Raw genomic sequence first — 17,380 nt, 5'->3', positions numbered from 1 at the left:
GGCGAGTATAGACGCGGCGCTCAGGGCGCGCGCAACACCGCCGGCAGCAAGCCGCGCAGGGCGTTGCCGACATACAGCGCGCTGGCGGATTCGAGGGTTTCAAGCGTGAGGACGGCTTCACGGGCGCGCCCTGCGGCGAGCAGTTCGCGTCGCAGCACGCCGTCGAGCGCACCACAAGCGAGCGGGGGCGTCAGCAGCACGCCGTTGCCAACATCGACAAACACCGTGCTGCGCGCGCCTTCCGCCACCTCGTCGCGTTCGTTGAGGAAGATCAGGTCGAACAGTCCGGCCGCCTCGGCCGTGCGCGCGGCTTCGTCGTACAGCGCGCGGGCGGTGGTCTTGTGGCGCAACAGCGGGTCGCACGAGCTCACGCGTTGCGCCGCGAGGGCAACCTGCATCGGCCCGCTGTGGTCGCTGAGCGCGCCGCCGGAAATCTCGAACCGGCCGTCGCCGCGCAGTTCCAGCCGCACGCGATGCAGGCCGGACAATGTGCCGGCGTGCTGCAGCAGCGCGGCACGTACCGCCTGCGTGTCGCAGCGCAGCCCCAACTCGGCCGCGGAGGCGGACAGCCGCGCCAGATGGCGTTCAAGCCGGGGGTAGGGGAGGGGCGTGCCGGCTTCACAACGCAGCGTCTCGATCAGGCCGAAGGGCGGCTCCATGCCGGTCAGGAAGCGGCCCTTGAGCAGGCATTCCTCCCATTCCTGCGTGGGGTCGGAATCGGCCACGATGCCACTGCCGATTCCGCAGCGGAACTGGCCGTCCGTTTCGATCTCCAGCGTGCGGATCGGTACGCTGAAACGGAAATCGCCATCCGGCGCAATCCAGCCCAGCGCACCGCAATACAGGCCGCGCCGGACGCCTTCGAGTTCGTCGATGATCTGCATCGCACGGATCTTCGGCGCACCGGTGATCGAGCCGCAGGGGAACAGCGCGCGGAAGATGGTCTGCAGGTCGGCGTCCACCGGCTCGGCCGACACCGACGAGGTCATCTGCCACAGGCTGGGGTAGGCCTCGATGTCGAACAGGCTGTCCACGCGAACGCCGCCGGGTGCAGCGAGGCGGCCCAGATCGTTGCGGATGAGGTCGACGATCATGACGTTTTCGGCGCGGTTCTTGTCCGAGCCCAGAACCAGCTCGGGGTCGGCCTCGCGAGGTGCCGTGCCTTTCATCGGGCGGCAGTTCAGGCGCTGGCCCTCGCGCTCTACAAACAGTTCCGGCGAACGCGACAGGATGGCGCCGTGGGTGTGCTGCACGAACGCGCCGTACCGCACCGGCTGACGTTCGCGCAAGGCGGCGTAGAGCGCCAGCGGGTCGCCCAGGACCTGGCCGTGCAGCGGAAAAGTGAAATTGACCTGGTAACAGTCGCCTGCCGCGATCCACCCCCGGATGCGCTCGACCTGCGCGAGGTAGTCGGCCTGCTCGATATCGATGCGTGCGCTGCCGACTGCGGCAAGCGAGCGATGCTCGCTCAGGCACGCAAGTCGGGCGGCAATGCATTCGTCGGTGTCCGCCGGCTGCATCCGCCGGGCGCGTTCGAATACCCACGCCGTCAGCAGCGGCCCGGCCGTTGGCGGAAGGTGCTGCTCCAGCGCCGCGCCCAGTTCATAGGTCGCGGCCAACGCAACCCAGTGCCCGTCACGGCGCGCCTGTTCGATCTGCTCGAAGGCCTGCTCGACGTCCGCTGCACAGTCGCAATGGATAACCCGCTGCAGCGTGTCGAGCAACAGATCACCGTTCCCGGCAAGGTTGTCGTCAAACAGCGCGAACGGATCTGAGACTGCCGGCATGTGTGGAAAGGAAACAACGGTTGGCGGACGCGCATGTTAGCTGATCGCCCCGAGGCCGGCACAACGCTGGACAGCCGTGGCGACCGCAAACACAATGCCACGGCGATATCCCGACCGAATGCCGTTTTTGCGGAGACCCGATGGATCGGACTCAAGGCGTCAGACCTCCTGGTGTGCCGACCCTGCTCATCAACATCCTGGCGGTAGCGGCGCTATGCGCCCTGATCGCTTTTCAGGCCGTGGTGGATCGCCGGCACGTCGTGGAGCACGCCTTTGAAGAAGCCACCAATCTGAGCGACGCGCTTGCAGCGCACGTCGGGCAGACCTTGGCTGCGCTAGACCCCAGCCTGGTCGCCCTGGTCAGTGAAGTGGGGCAAAGGGGAGGCCTTGAGCAGATCTCGCCGCAGGCCCTGAATGATCTGCTGGTGCAGCGTCAGGCTGCGTCGGCTGCAATCCAGACCCTCTACGTGCTGGATGCGCAGGGGAAGCTGGTAACCACTTCTGGCCCCACCGATGTCGACCCGACCGCGTTGGGGGACATGGCCAGCCACCATCATCACCGCGATCGCCCCGACACGCTTCTGTTGGCTTCAGCGCCGCATACCGGCTGGCCCGGTGGGATCGAGGGCGACTGGATCATCAGCGTGTCGCGGCGCGTCGAGTCGCCCGAGGGGCGCTTCGAGGGCACGGTCGGAGCCGCGATTTCACTCAATGAACTGTTTGAGTTCTACCACTCCCTGCGCATTGGAGAAGACGCCTTCTTCGGGCTGCTCTCCGGTGACGGCAGGCTGGTTGCCAGCAGCCCCGTGATCGAAGACCGGGCAGGGCACGCGCTGCTGGCCGGCGACGATTTCAAGCGAATCACTCAAGCCACGCACGGTCAGGGCCTGATCGCCTTTCCCCATGACGGTCTGGCACGCCTGGCCGGCCATCGTTTCGTCGGAGATCGCCAGGCTTTGGTGCTGGTCGGCCTCGGGCTGGATGAAGTGCTCGCGCCGTGGCGTCAGCGACTGGTGTTGAATCTCATCATTGCCGGCTTGGTAATTGGGTTGTTCCTGACGGCCAGCGCCATGCTCTCGCGACATCTTGCCCGCCGACGCATGTGGGAAGACGAGCGGGTGCGCCGCTTGGGCACGCTGGCCGCAGCTTCCTCCGAACTTGCGCGGGCGCGCGACGAACATCAACTGCTCGACCGTGCCACAACGCTGGCCCGGGAACTGATACAGGCCCATCAGGCCGTCACCAGCATCACCGTGGGCGAGGAACTTGCCCAGAGCCTGCACTCGATCTCGCTGTCCGATCGCTACGCCGCCTGGCGCAACTATGACGAGGCGCCTGACGGAAGTGGCATTTACAAGCTGGTGTGCGCACACAATCAGCCGATGTGCCTGACGCAGGCCGAACTTGAAGCGCATCCCGCATGGCGCGGCTTTGGCGCGTCCAGCGGGCGTCATCCGCCCCTGCGCGGTTGGCTGGCCGTGCCCATTGTTGGCCAGAGCGGCCACAACCTCGGCATGATCCAGCTCTCCGACAAGGAGGAGGGTGATTTTGCTGCGGCCGATCAGGCGGAACTGACCCAACTCGCCAATTTCACCGCCGTCGCGCTGGAAAACCTGCGTTCCATGCAAGGGCGCGAAGAAGCGCTGGCGCAGATCGAAACCATCTTCAACTCGATTTCCGACGGCGTGGCAGCGGTTGATACCGAGTGGCGCTTCACCTATCTGAATGCCGAGGCTGAGCGGCTGCTGCAGCGACCGCGTTCGGAATTGCTCGGGCGCAACATGTGGGAGGCTTTTCCCGAAGGAACCGACTCACCGGCCTTCGAGGCCTACCGCAAGGCGCGTGAGGAGAACCGGCTGGTCACGGCCGAGTTCTTCTATCCGCCGCTCAAGACCTGGTTTGCCGTGCGCGCATTCCCGCACGAAAGCGGCTTGACAATATACTTTCAAGATGTGTCTCAACGCATTGAAACAGAAGAAAAACTACGCCAGTCTCAAAAGATGGATGCGATCGGCAAGCTGACCGGCGGCGTGGCCCATGATTTCAATAATCTGCTCACCGTGATCCTTGGCAACGCAGACGCGATTCTCGACATGACCGACCCGCAAAGCCTGCCCGCTCACGTCAGAAAGCAGGTCGATCTGATCCGCGTCGCGGGTGAGCGGGCGGCGGAACTGACCCACCGACTGCTCGCCTTTGCCCGCAGACAGCCTCTTGATCCGGTCGAGACGGACATCAACGCGCTGCTCGCAGGGGTAGATGAGTTGCTGCGTCGTACGCTTGGTGACGGCATCGACGTGAGGCTGCAAACCCATGCCGCTCTGTGGACGGCGGTGGTCGACCCGAGCGAGCTGAACAACGCGATCCTGAATCTGGCCATCAATGCACGCGATGCCATGCCCGGCGGCGGGCTGCTGACGATCACCACCGACAACGCCCAACTGGATGCCCGTCAGGCCAGCTCGCTCGAACTGGATGCGGGTGACTATGTCGTGGTAGCCGTGTCGGATACCGGCGAAGGCATGACGGACGAAGTCGCTGAACGAGCCTTTGAACCCTTTTTCACAACCAAGCCCGCCGGAAAAGGGTCCGGGCTCGGCCTCTCGATGGTCTTCGGCTTTGCCAAGCAATCGGGCGGGCAGGTCCGCATCCTCAGCGAACGCGGGGTCGGCACCTGCGTGCGCATCTATCTGCCGCGGGCAGGCCAGGCAGAAACGGGGCCCGAGGCAGAGACCCCGGCAATCGCAAGGGTCAGCGCGCGCGGCGGCGACGAACGCATCCTGCTCGTCGAGGATGAGGATCTGGTGCGCGAGCACACCATGACCTGCCTTCAGCAACTCGGCTACGTAGTGACCGCCTGTGCCGACGGGCCCGCGGCGCTGGCACGCCTCGACGACGGTTGCTTCTACGATTTGCTGCTGACCGATGTGAAGCTGGCTGGCGGCATGAGCGGGCGTGAGGTGGCTGAACAGGCCCTGCGCCGGTGCTCACACATGAAGGTGCTGTATGTTTCGGGATATACCGACGAGGCCTTCAGCGTGAGTGGTGGCGTAGACCCCGGGGTTTGCCTGCTGGGAAAACCCTTCCGCATTGAAGAGCTTGCGCACAAGTTGCGCGAAATGCTCGATCACTGACCGATCCAGGAGAGCACGGGAACAGGATGTCCGAACCCAGACTCATCATTCTCGACGACGAACCCATGGTCGGTCACACCATGGAAGGGATCGCCGAGACAGCCGGTTACCGCGTGCGTCTCACGGTTGATGCGGATGAATTTTTCCGCGCACTCCGCGAGTTCAGCCCCGACTGCATTGCCATTGATCTGGTCATGCCAGGCATGGACGGCGTGCAGGTCATGGAATCGCTGGCCAAAACCGGTTGCCGCGCCGGCATCATCATCACCAGCGGTTCCGGTCAGCGCGTGCTGGATGCAGCCAGCCGGGCCGCCAGCGAGAACGGTCTGCGTATTCTCGGCGTGCTCCACAAGCCGTTTCGTCCGGCGCAGATGCGTTCGCTGCTGTTGCGGCAGATCGGGGACGTCACCCCGCCGGTTGCACAAACCGGACCTGGCCGCGAAGTGCCGCTGGGAGCCGGTGATCTGATTGAGGCCTTGCACCTTCACCAGTTCTTTCCGGTCTATCAGCCACGCATCGATTGTCGCTCCGGCGCGATCGCCGGCTTTGAGGCTCTGGCGCGGTGGCAGCATCCCTGCCACGGGCTGGTGCTTCCCGACGAGTTCATCGCGCTGGCCGAATCCAACCACTACATCGACGCCCTGACCGAGCAGATATCGCACAAGGCGCTCAACTGGTTTGCCAGCCTGCTCGCCGGCCGGGGGTTGACGCCTGAGGCCGTGGTGTCGCGCCACTGGCTTGAGCGCCTGCGTCTGTCGATCAACATTTCTCCCTTGTCGCTGACCAACGAAGGGTTGTTCGAACGCATGCTCGAGCACATGCGCGCGCTCGATGTGTCGCCCGAACGCATCGTGCTGGAACTGACTGAGTCCAGCGCCATGGCCAACCAGGCTGCTTCGCTGGGTTTCCTGACGCGTCTGCGCATCAAGGGTTTCCAGCTCGCCATCGACGATTTCGGCACTGGCTACTCGTCGATGCTGCAACTCGTGCGTCTGCCGTTTTCCGAGATCAAGGTAGACAAGTCTTTCGTGATGACCTGCGGTACCTCGCAGGAGTCTCGCTCCGTGACGCGATCCGTCGTCGACCTCGGGCGCAGCCTGGGGCTGGAATCGACCGCCGAAGGCGTGGAAACCGAAGACACGCTGCGCTTTCTGGGTGAGATCGGCTGCGATCTGGTGCAGGGCTTCCTGATCAGCCCACCGCTGGACGGCGAGGGCATGCTGAACTGGGTGGCCGAACGCTGTCGCATGGATGAGCAGGCCAGGCTGCGCAGCCTGCACGGTCTGGGTGTGCTGGACACACCGGCGGAAGAACGTTTCGACCGCATCACCCGGCTGGCGCGGCGTCTGCTCGATATGCCGATGGCGCTGGTCGGCCTGATCGACTCCGAGCGCGAATGGATCAAATCGGCGCAGGGCTTGGAGCTGTCGGAGGTGCCGCGTGAGCACACCTTCTGCACCCACGCCATCCAGGACGATGCGGTGTTCTTGGTGTCCGATGCGCGTGAAGACGAGGTGTTCCGCGACAACCCGCTGGTCGCGAAGGAAGACGGTTTGCGCTTTTATGCCGGCTGCCCGCTGGTCATGCCGGACGGCGCCAGGGTGGGTACGCTGTGCGTGATGGACCGCATGCGGCGGAGCTTTGGCGAGCGCGATGAAGAAATCCTGCGCGACCTCGCGAGCATGGTCGAGGGCGAACTGCAGGTGGACGCCCGCAGCGTCACCGATCCGCTTACCGGCTTGCTCAATCGTGATGCTTTCGAGTCGCGCGCCGGCGAGTTGCTGGCGCTTTGCGGCAAGTACCGGCGCAACGCGACGCTGATGCTGTTCGATCTTGACGGCTTCTGGGACATCGACAACATCGCGGGGGAAGGCGAGCGCATGTTGCTGGCGTTTGCACAGATCCTGCGCGATGCCCTGCGCGGCTCCGATCTGGTCGGGCGTTTCGGCGGTGACGAGTTTGTAGCCCTGCTCAGCGATACCGATGCAGCGGGCGGCGAGGCCCTGTTGGCCCGCCTGCGCACTCGCGTGGGGGATCACGCACGCGCCCATCCCGATGGCTTCACGCTGAGTTTCAGCTGCGGCATTACGGCCTGTGCAGCCGGAGACCATTACAGTTACCCGCGCATGCTGAGTCGCGCCGACGAGATCATCTATGAGGTGCGCAAGCAGCGCAGCTGAAGCGTATCAGTGGAAGTTCCGGCTGCGTGCCGCCAGATTGCCGAGCAGGGCAGAGTGGTCAAGCACCCGCCCGGCAATCAGATGCACGACCTTGCCCTCACGCCGGATCTGGCCATACACCCCCAGCAAGCGCGCTCCGAGCAGTTCGCGGCGCTGCCGCTCCAGCAGTTCGACGCTGACGATCACGTTCACCACCCCGGTTTCATCTTCCAGCGTGACGAACATCGTGCCCTTTGCGGTGCCGGGGCGCTGCCGGCAGGTCACGATGCCGGCGGCCCGGGCAAGCTGCCGGTCAGCGCAGTTCATGATGTCGGTGGCCGTCACGAAACGCATCGCGGCCAGCCGTTCGCGCAGCAGCGCCAGCGGATGCCGCCCGAGCGTGAAACCGAGCCGGGCGTAATCGGCAATCAGCGCTTCGCCTTCGCTCGGCGGCGCCAGCTCGGCGCTCTGTTCATGCACCGGCGCTTGCGCCAGCACCCCTTCGCCGTGCTGCAGGGCGGCGGCCTGCCACAGCGCCTGACGGCGATGGCCGGCGAGCGAAGCCAGCGCACCGGCACTCGCCAGCTTGCCAAGTTCGGCGGGTTCCAGCCTGGCGCGCACGGCCAGATCGTCCACCGAAGCGAAGGGCCGCTCGCTGCGTGCGGCAAGCAGGCGCTTCACCGCTGCGTGCGACAGCCCTTTTACCAGCCGCAAGCCTAGTCGCGATGCGGGATCGGGGCGGACGGGCAGGGCATGTGTCGGGACGGTGTTATCCACCGCTTCGAGCATGCAATCCCAGGCGCTGACGCAGACATCCGGCCCGCGCACCACCACGCCGTGGCGCTGCGCGTCCTGGATCAGCTGCGAAGGCGCATAGAAACCCATCGGCTGGCTGTTGAGCAGGCCGCACAGAAAGGCGGCGGGGTGGAAGCGCTTGAGCCACGAAGAGAAATACACCAGCAGCGCAAAGCTCGCGGCGTGCGACTCGGGAAAACCGTAGCTGCCGAAACCCTCGATCTGGTCGCACAGGCGCTGTGCGAATTCCGGCGCGAAGCCGCGCTCGGCCATGCCGTCGAGCAACTGAGCGCGATAGCGCTCCAGTTCGCCCTTGCGCCGCCAGGCGCCCATCGAACGGCGCAGGTTGTCGGCGTCGCCGGGCGTGAAGCCGGCCGCCACCACCGCCAGCTGCATCACCTGCTCCTGGAAGATCGGAATGCCGAGCGTGCGCTCCAGCACTTTGCGCACGTCTGCATCCACGCGGGGATCGGCGGAGTTGGGGTAGTCGATCGGCTGCTTCCGGACTTCACGCTCGCGCGCCTTCAGATACGGATGCACCATGCCGCCCTGGATGGGGCCGGGCCGCACGATGGCCACTTCCACCACCAGATCGTAGAAACGCCGGGGCTTGAGGCGCGGCAACATGGTCATCTGCGCACGTGACTCGACCTGGAAGACGCCAACCGAATCGGCGTCCGACAGCATTTCGTACACGCCTGCCACCTCGCGCGGAATGGTGCCCAGATCAAGCTGCCAGCCGCGCCAGTCCGACACCAGCGCCATCGTGCGGCGCAGACAACTGAGCATGCCCAGCGCCAGCACGTCGATCTTGAGCAGGCCGACCGCGTCCAGATCGTCCTTGTCCCACTGGATCACGGTGCGGTCGACCATCGCCGCGTTCTCGACCGGCACCAGTTCGTCGAGCCGCCCACGCGCGATCACGAAACCGCCGACGTGCTGTGACAGATGGCGTGGGAATCCGATCAGCTCGGAGGTGAGTTCGAGCAGCAGGCGCACGTTGGGCGCGTCCGGATCGAGACCGGCGGCGCGGATGCGCTCCGGGTTGGCCTGTCGACCGTCGAACCACTGGTGTTCGCTCGACAGGCGGTCGAGCAGATGCAGCGGAAAGCCCAGCGCACGCCCGACATCACGCAGCGCGCCGCGCACCTGATAGCGGATCACGGTGGCGGCCAGCGCCGCACGTTCGCGGCCGTATTTTCCGTAGATGTACTGGATGACTTCTTCGCGCCGCTCGTGCTCGAAATCCACATCGATGTCCGGCGGCTCGCCACGCTCGCGCGAGATGAAGCGCTCGAACAGCATGATGCCCAGCTCCGGATCGACCTCGGTGATGCCCAGCGCCCAGCACACCGCCGAATTCGCCGCCGAACCGCGGCCTTGGCACAGGATTTTCTGCTCGCGTGCGCAGCGCACGATGTCGTGCACGGTGAGGAAATAGGCCTCGTAGCGAAGCTCGATGATCAGCGCCAATTCGTACTCGATCAGGCCGCGGATGCGCGCCTGCGCCGCCTCGGAGCGCGGAGCAATGCCATAACGCCAGCCGAGGCCGTCTTCGACCAGCTTGCGCAGCCAGCTCGCAGTCGTGTAGCCCTGTGGTGCAAGCCCGTCGGGGTATTCGTAGCGCAGCTCGTCGAGGCTGAAGCTGCAGCACGCCGCAACGGCGCAGGCCCCGTCGAGCAGCGCCTGTGGATAGCGCCGACGCAGGGCTTCCGCGCTGTGCAGATGGCGACTGGCGTTCGGCGCCAGCGCCAGCCCGGCTTCGTCGAGCGGGCAGCGCAGCCGTGTGGCGGTGAGCACGTCGGCCAGCCGGCGGCGCGCGGGGTCGTGCATCAGCGTGCCGGTCGCAGCCAATGCCGGTACACCGGCAGCGTCCGCGGCGTGAAGCAGGGCGTGCAGCCGCGCGGCGTCATTCGGCCCGTCGGCCAGTTCAATGGCCAGTCGTGCGTCAGTGCCGAATGCGCTGCGCAGCCAGATCGCGTCGGCTTCGGCGGAGGCTGCATCCTCCGCCACAAGCAGCGCAAAGCAACCGGGCAGGCCGTGGGTCAGGTCTTCGCGGGCCAGCCGGTATTCGCCCTTGGCGGCGGCACGTCGGGCCTGAGTGATGAGCCGTGAGAGCGCGGCATAACCGCTGCGGTCGCGTACCAGCAGCACCAGCAGAGGCCCGTCGACGAGCCGCATCTCGGCGCCGACAATGAGCCGGGTTGGCAGCTCCAGCCGTTTGATTTCGCGATGCGCCCGCACGATGCCGGCAAACGAGCACTCGTCGGTCAGCGCCAGCGCCGCATAACCCAGCTGTGCCGCGCATTGCACCAGCTCCTCGGGGTGCGAGGCACCGCGCAGGAAGCTGAAATTGCTCAGACAGTGGAGTTCGACAGGACGGGACATGAACAATGTTTCGATAACTGTTTTTATATACAGTATATCGAACGAACCCAGGCACGCGCCAACGTGGCGAGGTTCCTTGCCGGAGCCAAAATTCAGGCGGAATACAGCACTGCTGCCGCTATGCTTCCTCTTCGGGCATCTCCAGCAACACCACCAGAAGCCTCTTCCGGGAATTCTTCATGTCGGGATCGCACACCGCAGCGTCAAGCGTGACTGCCTCGCAGTCGCTGCGCCGCGCCGTGGTCGAAGACCCCGCCATGCAGGCTGCGCTGCAGCCGTGGATTCCGATGGAGTGCTATCAGCTCGGCCACGGGCGCCAGCTGGCCCAGGTCGACACGCTCGATTTCGGCGCGCAGCAGATTGTGCGAGAGCGTCAGGCCACGGCGGTGCAGAAGCTTGGCGTCACACCGGCCGACATATGCACGCTGTCGTATTGCACGCCGGACCCACGCTTCCGCTTCTCCGAACTGCGCGCTGAAAGCGCTGGCACGGTGTTCTTCATGCCGGCCGACACCGAGTTCGATCTGTATGTGCCCGCGGGCGCCGAAACGGCCTACATCAGCTTCAGCCAGCAGGACTTCCTCGCGGCCGCGCGCACGCTCGATCCGGCGGCGTGGGAAAAGGCGCCACAACACATCCAGCCACTGCAGGGCGCACAGCAGTCCGCGTTGCGGGAAGCAGTCGAGCATCAACTGCATAGGCCCGATTCACCCCTTGCCACGGATCTGATGCATGTCGTGCTGCAAGCGGCCGAGGGCAGCAGCGCCGAAGTTTCGCCGGTCGAGCGCGAGCGCGCCTTTCACGTCTGTCGCAAGGCGCGGGAGTGGGTCGATGAGTGTCTGGCGGGCGATGTGATTCCCGGCGTCGTCGAGTTGTGCGCCGCGCTGGGCGTATCCGAGCGCGCCCTGCAGTACGCCTTCAGGGCCTATGTGGACATGTCGCCGCTGACCTATCTGCGCCTGTGCCGGCTGAACCGCGTGCGCGCCGCGCTGCGCGCGGCCGATCCAGCCACCACGCGCGTCACAGAGGTTGCGATGCGCTTCGGCTTCCTGCACCTCGGGCGCTTTGCGCAGGAATACCGTCGCCTGTTCGCCGAAAGCCCGTCGGCTACGCTCGCAGCCTGATGTTCAGAAGCGGTACTGCAGGCTCAGCTGGCCGCTGAAGGCGTTTTCATCGCCGCTCAGACGGGCGTGCTCGACATCGAGAACCAGCTCCAGGCTTTCGTTCAGTTCAATTCTCGCTCCTACGCCCACAAAGCCTCCGCTCACGCGGCTGTCCGACGCCGCGCCGTAGCGGAAGTTGCTGCCAGCCAGACTGGCCTTCACGTCGCCGGCGTTGCCGCGGCGGGAGAGGGCGCCTGCACGGGCGGTGAGTTCGCCACTGTCGATCTGCCATGCGCCTTCGACTTGCACGCGGGTAGCCAGCGTCTGCAGGCTGCGGCGGCGCACGTCGAGGTTGGCGTTGGTGGTGCCGCGCTCAGAGTACGCGTCGTAGCGTGCGGCGGTGTAGCTGAGCGTGGCCGACGGGCGCAGTTCGAAACCAGGCCGCACGACAAAAGCGCTGCCGACCGTCAGCGACGGGCTGATGAAGTAGCTGTCGGTGTTGCTGCGGGCGGTCTCCAGCCCTTCGATATTGTCGAGCACGGCACGCTTGCCGTCGTGCTCCTCGCGCCCGGCCAGCAGCGATGCCGTCAGCTGCACCGCGCCCAGATCGAAGTGGCCATACACGCCGACAAACAGGCTGTCGCTGTCGCGCTTGTGCGCATCACTGTCGGTCTTGCTGCGCGCCACGCCACCCACGAAACCGACGCGGGTGTCGCCAAAGCTTTGCTCATGGCCGGCCATGAAGCCGCGGTAGTCATGGTCGTAGCCCTGAACCTGCGCTTCCGCACCACGCTCGCCGCTATAGCCGAACACCTGGCCCCACACGCTCGGCCCCTGTTCCTGATGCAGCGCACCCGGCGCGAGTTCCGTGGCTGCGACCTGCACCGGCTTGAAGGCGGGCGTGCGTCCGCTGCGCTGGCTGATGCTGCGGTGGGCTCCGCTGGTCAAGGCCGAGAGGGTATGGCCCAGCACGGATTCACCTGTCGGATCAACCACCACCACGCTGTCACCGATGCGCACGGCGTTGTCCATGTGCAGATTGATGTTCTCTGTGTTGGCAAAGGTGAGCACTGCCGAGCCAGCACCGCCATGGATATTGGCCGTATCCACGCCGTCGCCCAGATCAATCGCACCCTCGATTCGAGAGCCCGCCAGAACGTTCACGGTCTGGGTGCCGAAGCCGCCCAGAATGGCGAAGGACCCGCTGCCGCCAGCCGAGATCAGGCCCGCGTTGTCGAGCGTGGCATCGTCGCCATCCAGAAAAGCGGCATGGGCTTCATTGCCTGAGGTACGCACGCTGCCGCGGTTGCTGATCATGGCGTTGGTATTCAGCACGTTGATGGCGTGCGACTCGTCGCCGGTGGTAGCGATGTGCCCGTTGTTGTCGATGACGACGTTGATGTTGCCCGAGCGAATGCCGTCTGCCTCGTCGCCCGAGGTGATGATGCTGCCGCTGTTGGTGATCCGGGAGTTGGCCCCTTCGGAGCGGATGCCATAGGCCTGCGCTCCGAAGGTGCGAATGCTGCCGCTCGTGTTGATCGTGGCGTCATCGCCCGAGGAGTTGATTGCGTGGGCCGCGCCGCCAGTGGTTGTGATGTGGCCGCTGGTGGTGATGCGGGCCTCCACCCCTGCGGAGTTGATGCCGTTTGCGAACGGCCCGGCGGTGCTGATGCGCCCGCTGTTGTCGACGATGGCGGCGATATTCTCGGATGTCGAGTAGATACCGTGCGCATCCCCGCCAAGCGTGATGATGTCACCACTGTTGAGGATGTCGATACCCGCATGCGGGTAGGTGGTGATAATCCCGTACGCACGCTCGCCTTCGGTACGAATGCTGCCGCTGTTGCGGATGATCTGGTTCGCACCCTGGGTACGGATACCGTAGTTTTGATAGCCGGTGGTATGAATCTGCCCGCTATTGTCGATAAGGACGTTGTCGCCTTCCGAGGCGATGCCATACGAGTTGTCGCCTGCAGTGTCGATGCTGCCGCTGTTGCGGATGCTGGCACCGTCGGCGAGACTGGAAATGCCATACGACGAGCCCGTTGTCACGCTGATACTGCCGCCGTTATGGATGTTGGCATCGGCGCCCTGCGAAGCAATGCCCCGGGAGCCGCCCCCTGTCATGGTGATGCTGCCAAGGTTGGTGACCGTGGCGCGCACGCCGCTCGACCAGATGCCGCTGATCGTGGTTCCCTCCGTGCGGATACTGCCGTTGTTGAGGATCGTGGCGTCATCACCGGTGGAGCGGATACCGTCTGCGCGCGTGGCGGTGGTGTGGATATCCCCATCGTTGCGGATGTCCGCGTTGAGGCCGCTGCTCTGAATGGCATCAGCGCTCCCTCCGGTCGTGCTGATGCTGCCGTAGTTGCGCACGACGAGATCGTCGCCCGACGCTTGAATGGCATATCCATTCGCTCCCACCGTCGAGATGCTGCCGGTGCTGGTATTCGTGATGGTGGCGTTCGCGCCGAAAACGCGAATGCCGCGCGAATCCTCGGCGGTCGCACGAACAACGCCGCTGTTCTCGATCGTGCCGTTCGCACCGCTGACGCTCACCGCGGGCCGCACATCGACTCCGCTAGTGACGCTGCCGCCGTCCTCGATGATGCCGGTCTCGTTGTCCCCGTCGAGCTCCTGCAGGCTCGTCACGTCCTGGCCATTGGTGATCACGAATGAATCCGCCAGTGCGTGCGGCGCATGGGCAAACAACGCGCAGGCGGCGGTCAAGGACACGGTCGCACGGCGCGCCTTGTGCCCCATGGGGCTGCCGATGTTGCGGATGGCCCTGGCAAGCACGCTTTCGCTTGCGAAGTCAGTCGTTGCTGCTGTCACCATCTTGGCCTTGTCCTGAAATCGGTAAAGGGGACCAATCTAGGGAGGCAGGCAAGGCGCCGCTATCCGCTTTCCGCAAAAGTGCAGTGGCGTGTGCGGCTTTACGGGCGCCGGATTCAAAAGCAAACAACGGAGTGCCGGCGCGCAGAGACTGTGGAAACATCTGCCCCGAGACCCCCCGTGGAGCATCCGATGAAGGCAAACAGCCGCCGCAGCGCCAAAGACACCGCCAGCGATCCGCGCTGGGCAGCCGTGTTGGCGCGCGACGCAGCTGCCGACGGGCGCTTCTGGTACTCGGTGGCGAGCACCGGCGTGTACTGCCGCCCGAGTTGCGGTGCACGCACGCCGCGCCCGGAAAACGTGCGCTTTCACGCCAGCACGGCGGAGGCCGAACAGGCCGGGTTTCGCCCCTGCCAGCGCTGCCGGCCGGATCTGCCGCCGCGTGCCGAGCGTGATGCCGCGCGGGTCGCTGCCCTGTGCCGGCACATCGACGCCGCCGAATCCACACCGACGCTGACCGAGCTTGCGCAGCTATCCGGCTGGAGCCCGTCGCACCTGCAGCGTGTGTTCAAGGCCGTCACCGGCCTCTCGCCACGTGAATACGCCCGCGCGCTCAAGGCGGGCAGGGTGCGCGAGGCGCTGGCCAGTGCGGTTTCGGTGACCGATGCCTTTGTGGATGCCGGCTACGGCTCCAGCGGGCGCTTCTACGAGCAGGCCGGGGCCTTGCTGGGCATGACGCCGAGCGCTTATCGCGCGGGTGGGGCGGATGCGGACATCCGCTTTGCACTCGGGCAATGCTCGCTCGGTGCAATCCTGGTGGCCGAGAGCGAGCGGGGCATCTGCGCCATCTCGCTGGGTGACGATGCCGAGACACTGCTGCGCGAACTGCAGCAGCGCTTTCCGCAGGCCCGGCTGATCGGTGCCGATGCGGCTTTCGAGCAGCGCGTGGCGCAGATCGTCGGCTTGATCGAGACACCCAGCCGGGGCACCCATCTCCCGCTCGACATCCGCGGCACGGCCTTTCAGCAGCGCGTGTGGCAGGCCCTGCGCGACATCCCGGCCGGCACGACCTTGAGCTACGCCGAGATCGCACGCCGCATCGGCGCACCCGAAGCCGTGCGGGCGGTGGGCAGTGCCTGCGCGGCCAACGTGCTGGCCGTGGCGATACCGTGTCATCGCGTGGTGCGCAGTGACGGCGGTCTGTCGGGCTATCGCTGGGGCGTGGCGCGCAAGCAGACCCTGCTTGAACGCGAACGGGCCGATGCGCTTCGCTACAATGAGCCACCCAAGGATCCACCCGCAGGAAGCTCATGACGCCGCACATCCGCTACACGATCACGCCGCATCACCCCGAAGCCCACCTGTTCCGCGTCACCTGCACGGTCGCGCAGCCCGATCCCGCCGGCCAGCAGTTCAGCCTGCCGGCGTGGATTCCCGGCAGCTACATGATCCGCGAGTTCGCCCGCAACATCGTCACGCTGGAAGCCGAGGCGGGCGGCAAGCCGGTGCGCCTCACCAAGCTCGACAAGCACACCTGGCGCGCGGCGAAAGTGCCGGCCGGACAAACGCTCAACGTCACCTACGACGTCTACGCCTGGGACCTGTCGGTGCGCGCCGCGCATCTGGACCAGACCCACGCCTTCTTCAACGGCACCAGCGTGTTCCTGTGCGTGGCCGGGCAGGAGGATCAACCCTGCCTCGTCGACATCCGCCCGCCCAAGGGCAAAGCCTATGCGAAGTGGCGTGTGGCCACCGCGCTGAGCACGGCCAAAGGCGAGAAGGGCGCGGCCAAGGAATTCGGTTTCGGGCTGTACCGCGCGGAAAACTACGACGAGCTGGTGGATCACCCGGTCGAGATGGGCGCGTTCACACACACCCGCTTCAAGGCCGGCGGCGCCAAGCACGATTTCGTCATCACCGGCCGTCACGACTGCGACCTCAAGCGCCTGACCACCGACCTCGAAAAGATCTGCGCCTGGCAGATCGAGCTCTTCGGCAAGCCCGCGCCGGTGGACCGCTACGTGTTCCTGACCATGATCGTCGGCGACGGCTACGGCGGCCTCGAACACCGCGCCTCCACCGCTCTGCTGGCCAGCCGCAAGGATCTGCCGTATCCCGGCATGGTCGGCCAGAGCAAGGATTACCGGACCTTTCTCGGCCTGTGCAGCCACGAGTATTTCCACACCTGGAACATCAAGCGCATCAAGCCGGCGGCCTTCACGCCGTATGACCTCACGCAGGAGAACTACACGCAGCTGCTGTGGGCCTTCGAGGGCATCACCTCGTACTACGACGACCTCGCGCTGGTACGCAGCGGCGTCATCACGCCGGCCGACTACCTGGAACTCATCTCCGCCACCATCTCGCGCGTGCTGCGCGGCAGCGGCCGCCTCAAGCAGAGCGTGGCCGAATCCTCCTTCGACGCCTGGACCAAGTTCTACCGCCAGGACGAAAACGCCCCCAACGCCGTAGTCAGCTACTACGCCAAGGGCTCGCTGATCGCGCTCGCGCTGGACCTGCAACTGCGCGAAGCCAGCGGCGGCAAGACCAGCCTCGACGACGTCATGCGCCTGCTGTGGAAGAAGCACGGCCAAACCGGCGTTGGCGTAGCAGAAGACGGCCTGTTCGACGCCGTCGCCGAAGTCGCCTCCGGCATTTCCCCCGAAGCCGCCAAGCGCATCACCGACAACCTCAAACGCAGCGTCAACGGCACGGCCGACCTGCCGCTGGCGCGCCTGCTCAAGCCTTTCGGTGTGGACTACAAGGCCACGGCGGCGTCGGCCACCCCGACGCTGGGCGTGCGCATGGGCTCGGGCAAGGAAGCGAAGATCTCAGCCGTGTTCGACGACGGCCCGGCGCAGGTGGCGGGCCTGTCAGCCGGTGACGTGCTGGTGGCGCTCGACGGCCTCAAGGTCACGGGTAGCGACCTGGATGCGATGCTGTCGCGCCGCAAGGCGGGCGACAAGCTGCGAGTCCACGCCTTCCGGCGTGATGAGCTGAGGGAGTTCGATGTGAGGCTGGCTGAAGCGCCGGCGGACGCCGTTAAGCTCACGCTGCACGGCAAACCGCCGGCCGCTGCGCGCAAACTACGGCAGGGTTGGCTCGACAGTTAGGAAGGTCGTTACTTCGGCGGCCCCATCACATCGGTGACGAGTGCGGCTGTAGGGAAAGTACACTAA

General features: G+C 65.6%; 8 protein-coding genes. 5 read left to right on the top strand and 3 right to left on the bottom strand.

The window, feature by feature from the left end:
• Window positions 1-20: 20 nt before the first annotated feature.
• Window positions 21-1,787, bottom strand: a complete 1,767-nt coding sequence (pabB, locus tag AC6H0N_RS07220) for an aminodeoxychorismate synthase component I (protein ID WP_497573423.1) — start codon at window positions 1,785-1,787, stop codon at window positions 21-23.
• Between the two features lie 140 nt (window positions 1,788-1,927).
• On the opposite strand from pabB, the gene AC6H0N_RS07215 reads away from it, so the two are divergent.
• Together AC6H0N_RS07215 and AC6H0N_RS07210 are read left to right on the top strand one after the other, a co-directional pair.
• On the top strand, window positions 1,928-4,921 hold the full coding sequence (locus AC6H0N_RS07215) for an ATP-binding protein (protein WP_497573422.1): 2,994 nt from the start codon (window positions 1,928-1,930) through the stop codon (window positions 4,919-4,921).
• Between the two features lie 26 nt (window positions 4,922-4,947).
• Window positions 4,948-7,101: an EAL domain-containing protein gene (locus AC6H0N_RS07210; protein ID WP_497573421.1), complete on the top strand. Its 2,154-nt coding sequence runs from the start codon at window positions 4,948-4,950 to the stop codon at window positions 7,099-7,101.
• A 6-nt stretch (window positions 7,102-7,107) separates the two neighbouring features.
• On the opposite strand, the gene AC6H0N_RS07205 is transcribed toward AC6H0N_RS07210, so the two are convergent.
• Window positions 7,108-10,263, bottom strand: a complete 3,156-nt coding sequence (locus AC6H0N_RS07205) for an error-prone DNA polymerase (RefSeq protein WP_497573420.1) — start codon at window positions 10,261-10,263, stop codon at window positions 7,108-7,110.
• A 179-nt stretch (window positions 10,264-10,442) separates the two neighbouring features.
• Between AC6H0N_RS07205 and AC6H0N_RS07200 the strand changes: the two genes are divergently transcribed.
• Window positions 10,443-11,387 (top strand): helix-turn-helix domain-containing protein, encoded by a 945-nt coding sequence (locus AC6H0N_RS07200; RefSeq protein WP_497573419.1) that lies wholly within the window; start codon window positions 10,443-10,445, stop codon window positions 11,385-11,387.
• Window positions 11,388-11,390: 3 nt separating this feature from the next.
• On the opposite strand, the gene AC6H0N_RS07195 is transcribed toward AC6H0N_RS07200, so the two are convergent.
• Window positions 11,391-14,204, bottom strand: a complete 2,814-nt coding sequence (locus AC6H0N_RS07195; protein WP_497573418.1) for an autotransporter family protein — start codon at window positions 14,202-14,204, stop codon at window positions 11,391-11,393.
• A gap of 189 nt (window positions 14,205-14,393) precedes the next feature.
• Here AC6H0N_RS07195 and ada point away from each other — a divergent pair, with 189 nt between their 5' ends.
• Together ada and AC6H0N_RS07185 are read left to right on the top strand one after the other, a co-directional pair.
• Entirely contained in the window at window positions 14,394-15,515 is a 1,122-nt protein-coding gene (gene ada, locus AC6H0N_RS07190) for a bifunctional DNA-binding transcriptional regulator/O6-methylguanine-DNA methyltransferase Ada (protein ID WP_497573417.1), read from the top strand.
• Window positions 15,512-17,314 (top strand): M61 family metallopeptidase, encoded by a 1,803-nt coding sequence (locus AC6H0N_RS07185; RefSeq protein ID WP_497573416.1) that lies wholly within the window; start codon window positions 15,512-15,514, stop codon window positions 17,312-17,314. The genes ada and AC6H0N_RS07185 overlap by 4 nt, the downstream gene beginning before the upstream one ends.
• Window positions 17,315-17,380: the final 66 nt, after the last annotated feature.

Source organism: Pseudazoarcus sp. NS34 (genome assembly GCF_059703725.1).
This window is presented reverse-complemented; position numbering and strand designations above follow the sequence as displayed.

Coding starts and splice junctions, on each gene's coding strand:
- pabB (WP_497573423.1), bottom strand. CDS start 1,787: ATGCCGGCAGTCTCAGATCCGTTCGCGCTGTTTGACGACAACCTTGCC.
- AC6H0N_RS07215 (WP_497573422.1), top strand. CDS start 1,928: ATGGATCGGACTCAAGGCGTCAGACCTCCTGGTGTGCCGACCCTGCTC.
- AC6H0N_RS07210 (WP_497573421.1), top strand. CDS start 4,948: ATGTCCGAACCCAGACTCATCATTCTCGACGACGAACCCATGGTCGGT.
- AC6H0N_RS07205 (WP_497573420.1), bottom strand. CDS start 10,263: ATGTCCCGTCCTGTCGAACTCCACTGTCTGAGCAATTTCAGCTTCCTG.
- AC6H0N_RS07200 (WP_497573419.1), top strand. CDS start 10,443: ATGTCGGGATCGCACACCGCAGCGTCAAGCGTGACTGCCTCGCAGTCG.
- AC6H0N_RS07195 (WP_497573418.1), bottom strand. CDS start 14,204: ATGGTGACAGCAGCAACGACTGACTTCGCAAGCGAAAGCGTGCTTGCC.
- ada (WP_497573417.1), top strand. CDS start 14,394: ATGAAGGCAAACAGCCGCCGCAGCGCCAAAGACACCGCCAGCGATCCG.
- AC6H0N_RS07185 (WP_497573416.1), top strand. CDS start 15,512: ATGACGCCGCACATCCGCTACACGATCACGCCGCATCACCCCGAAGCC.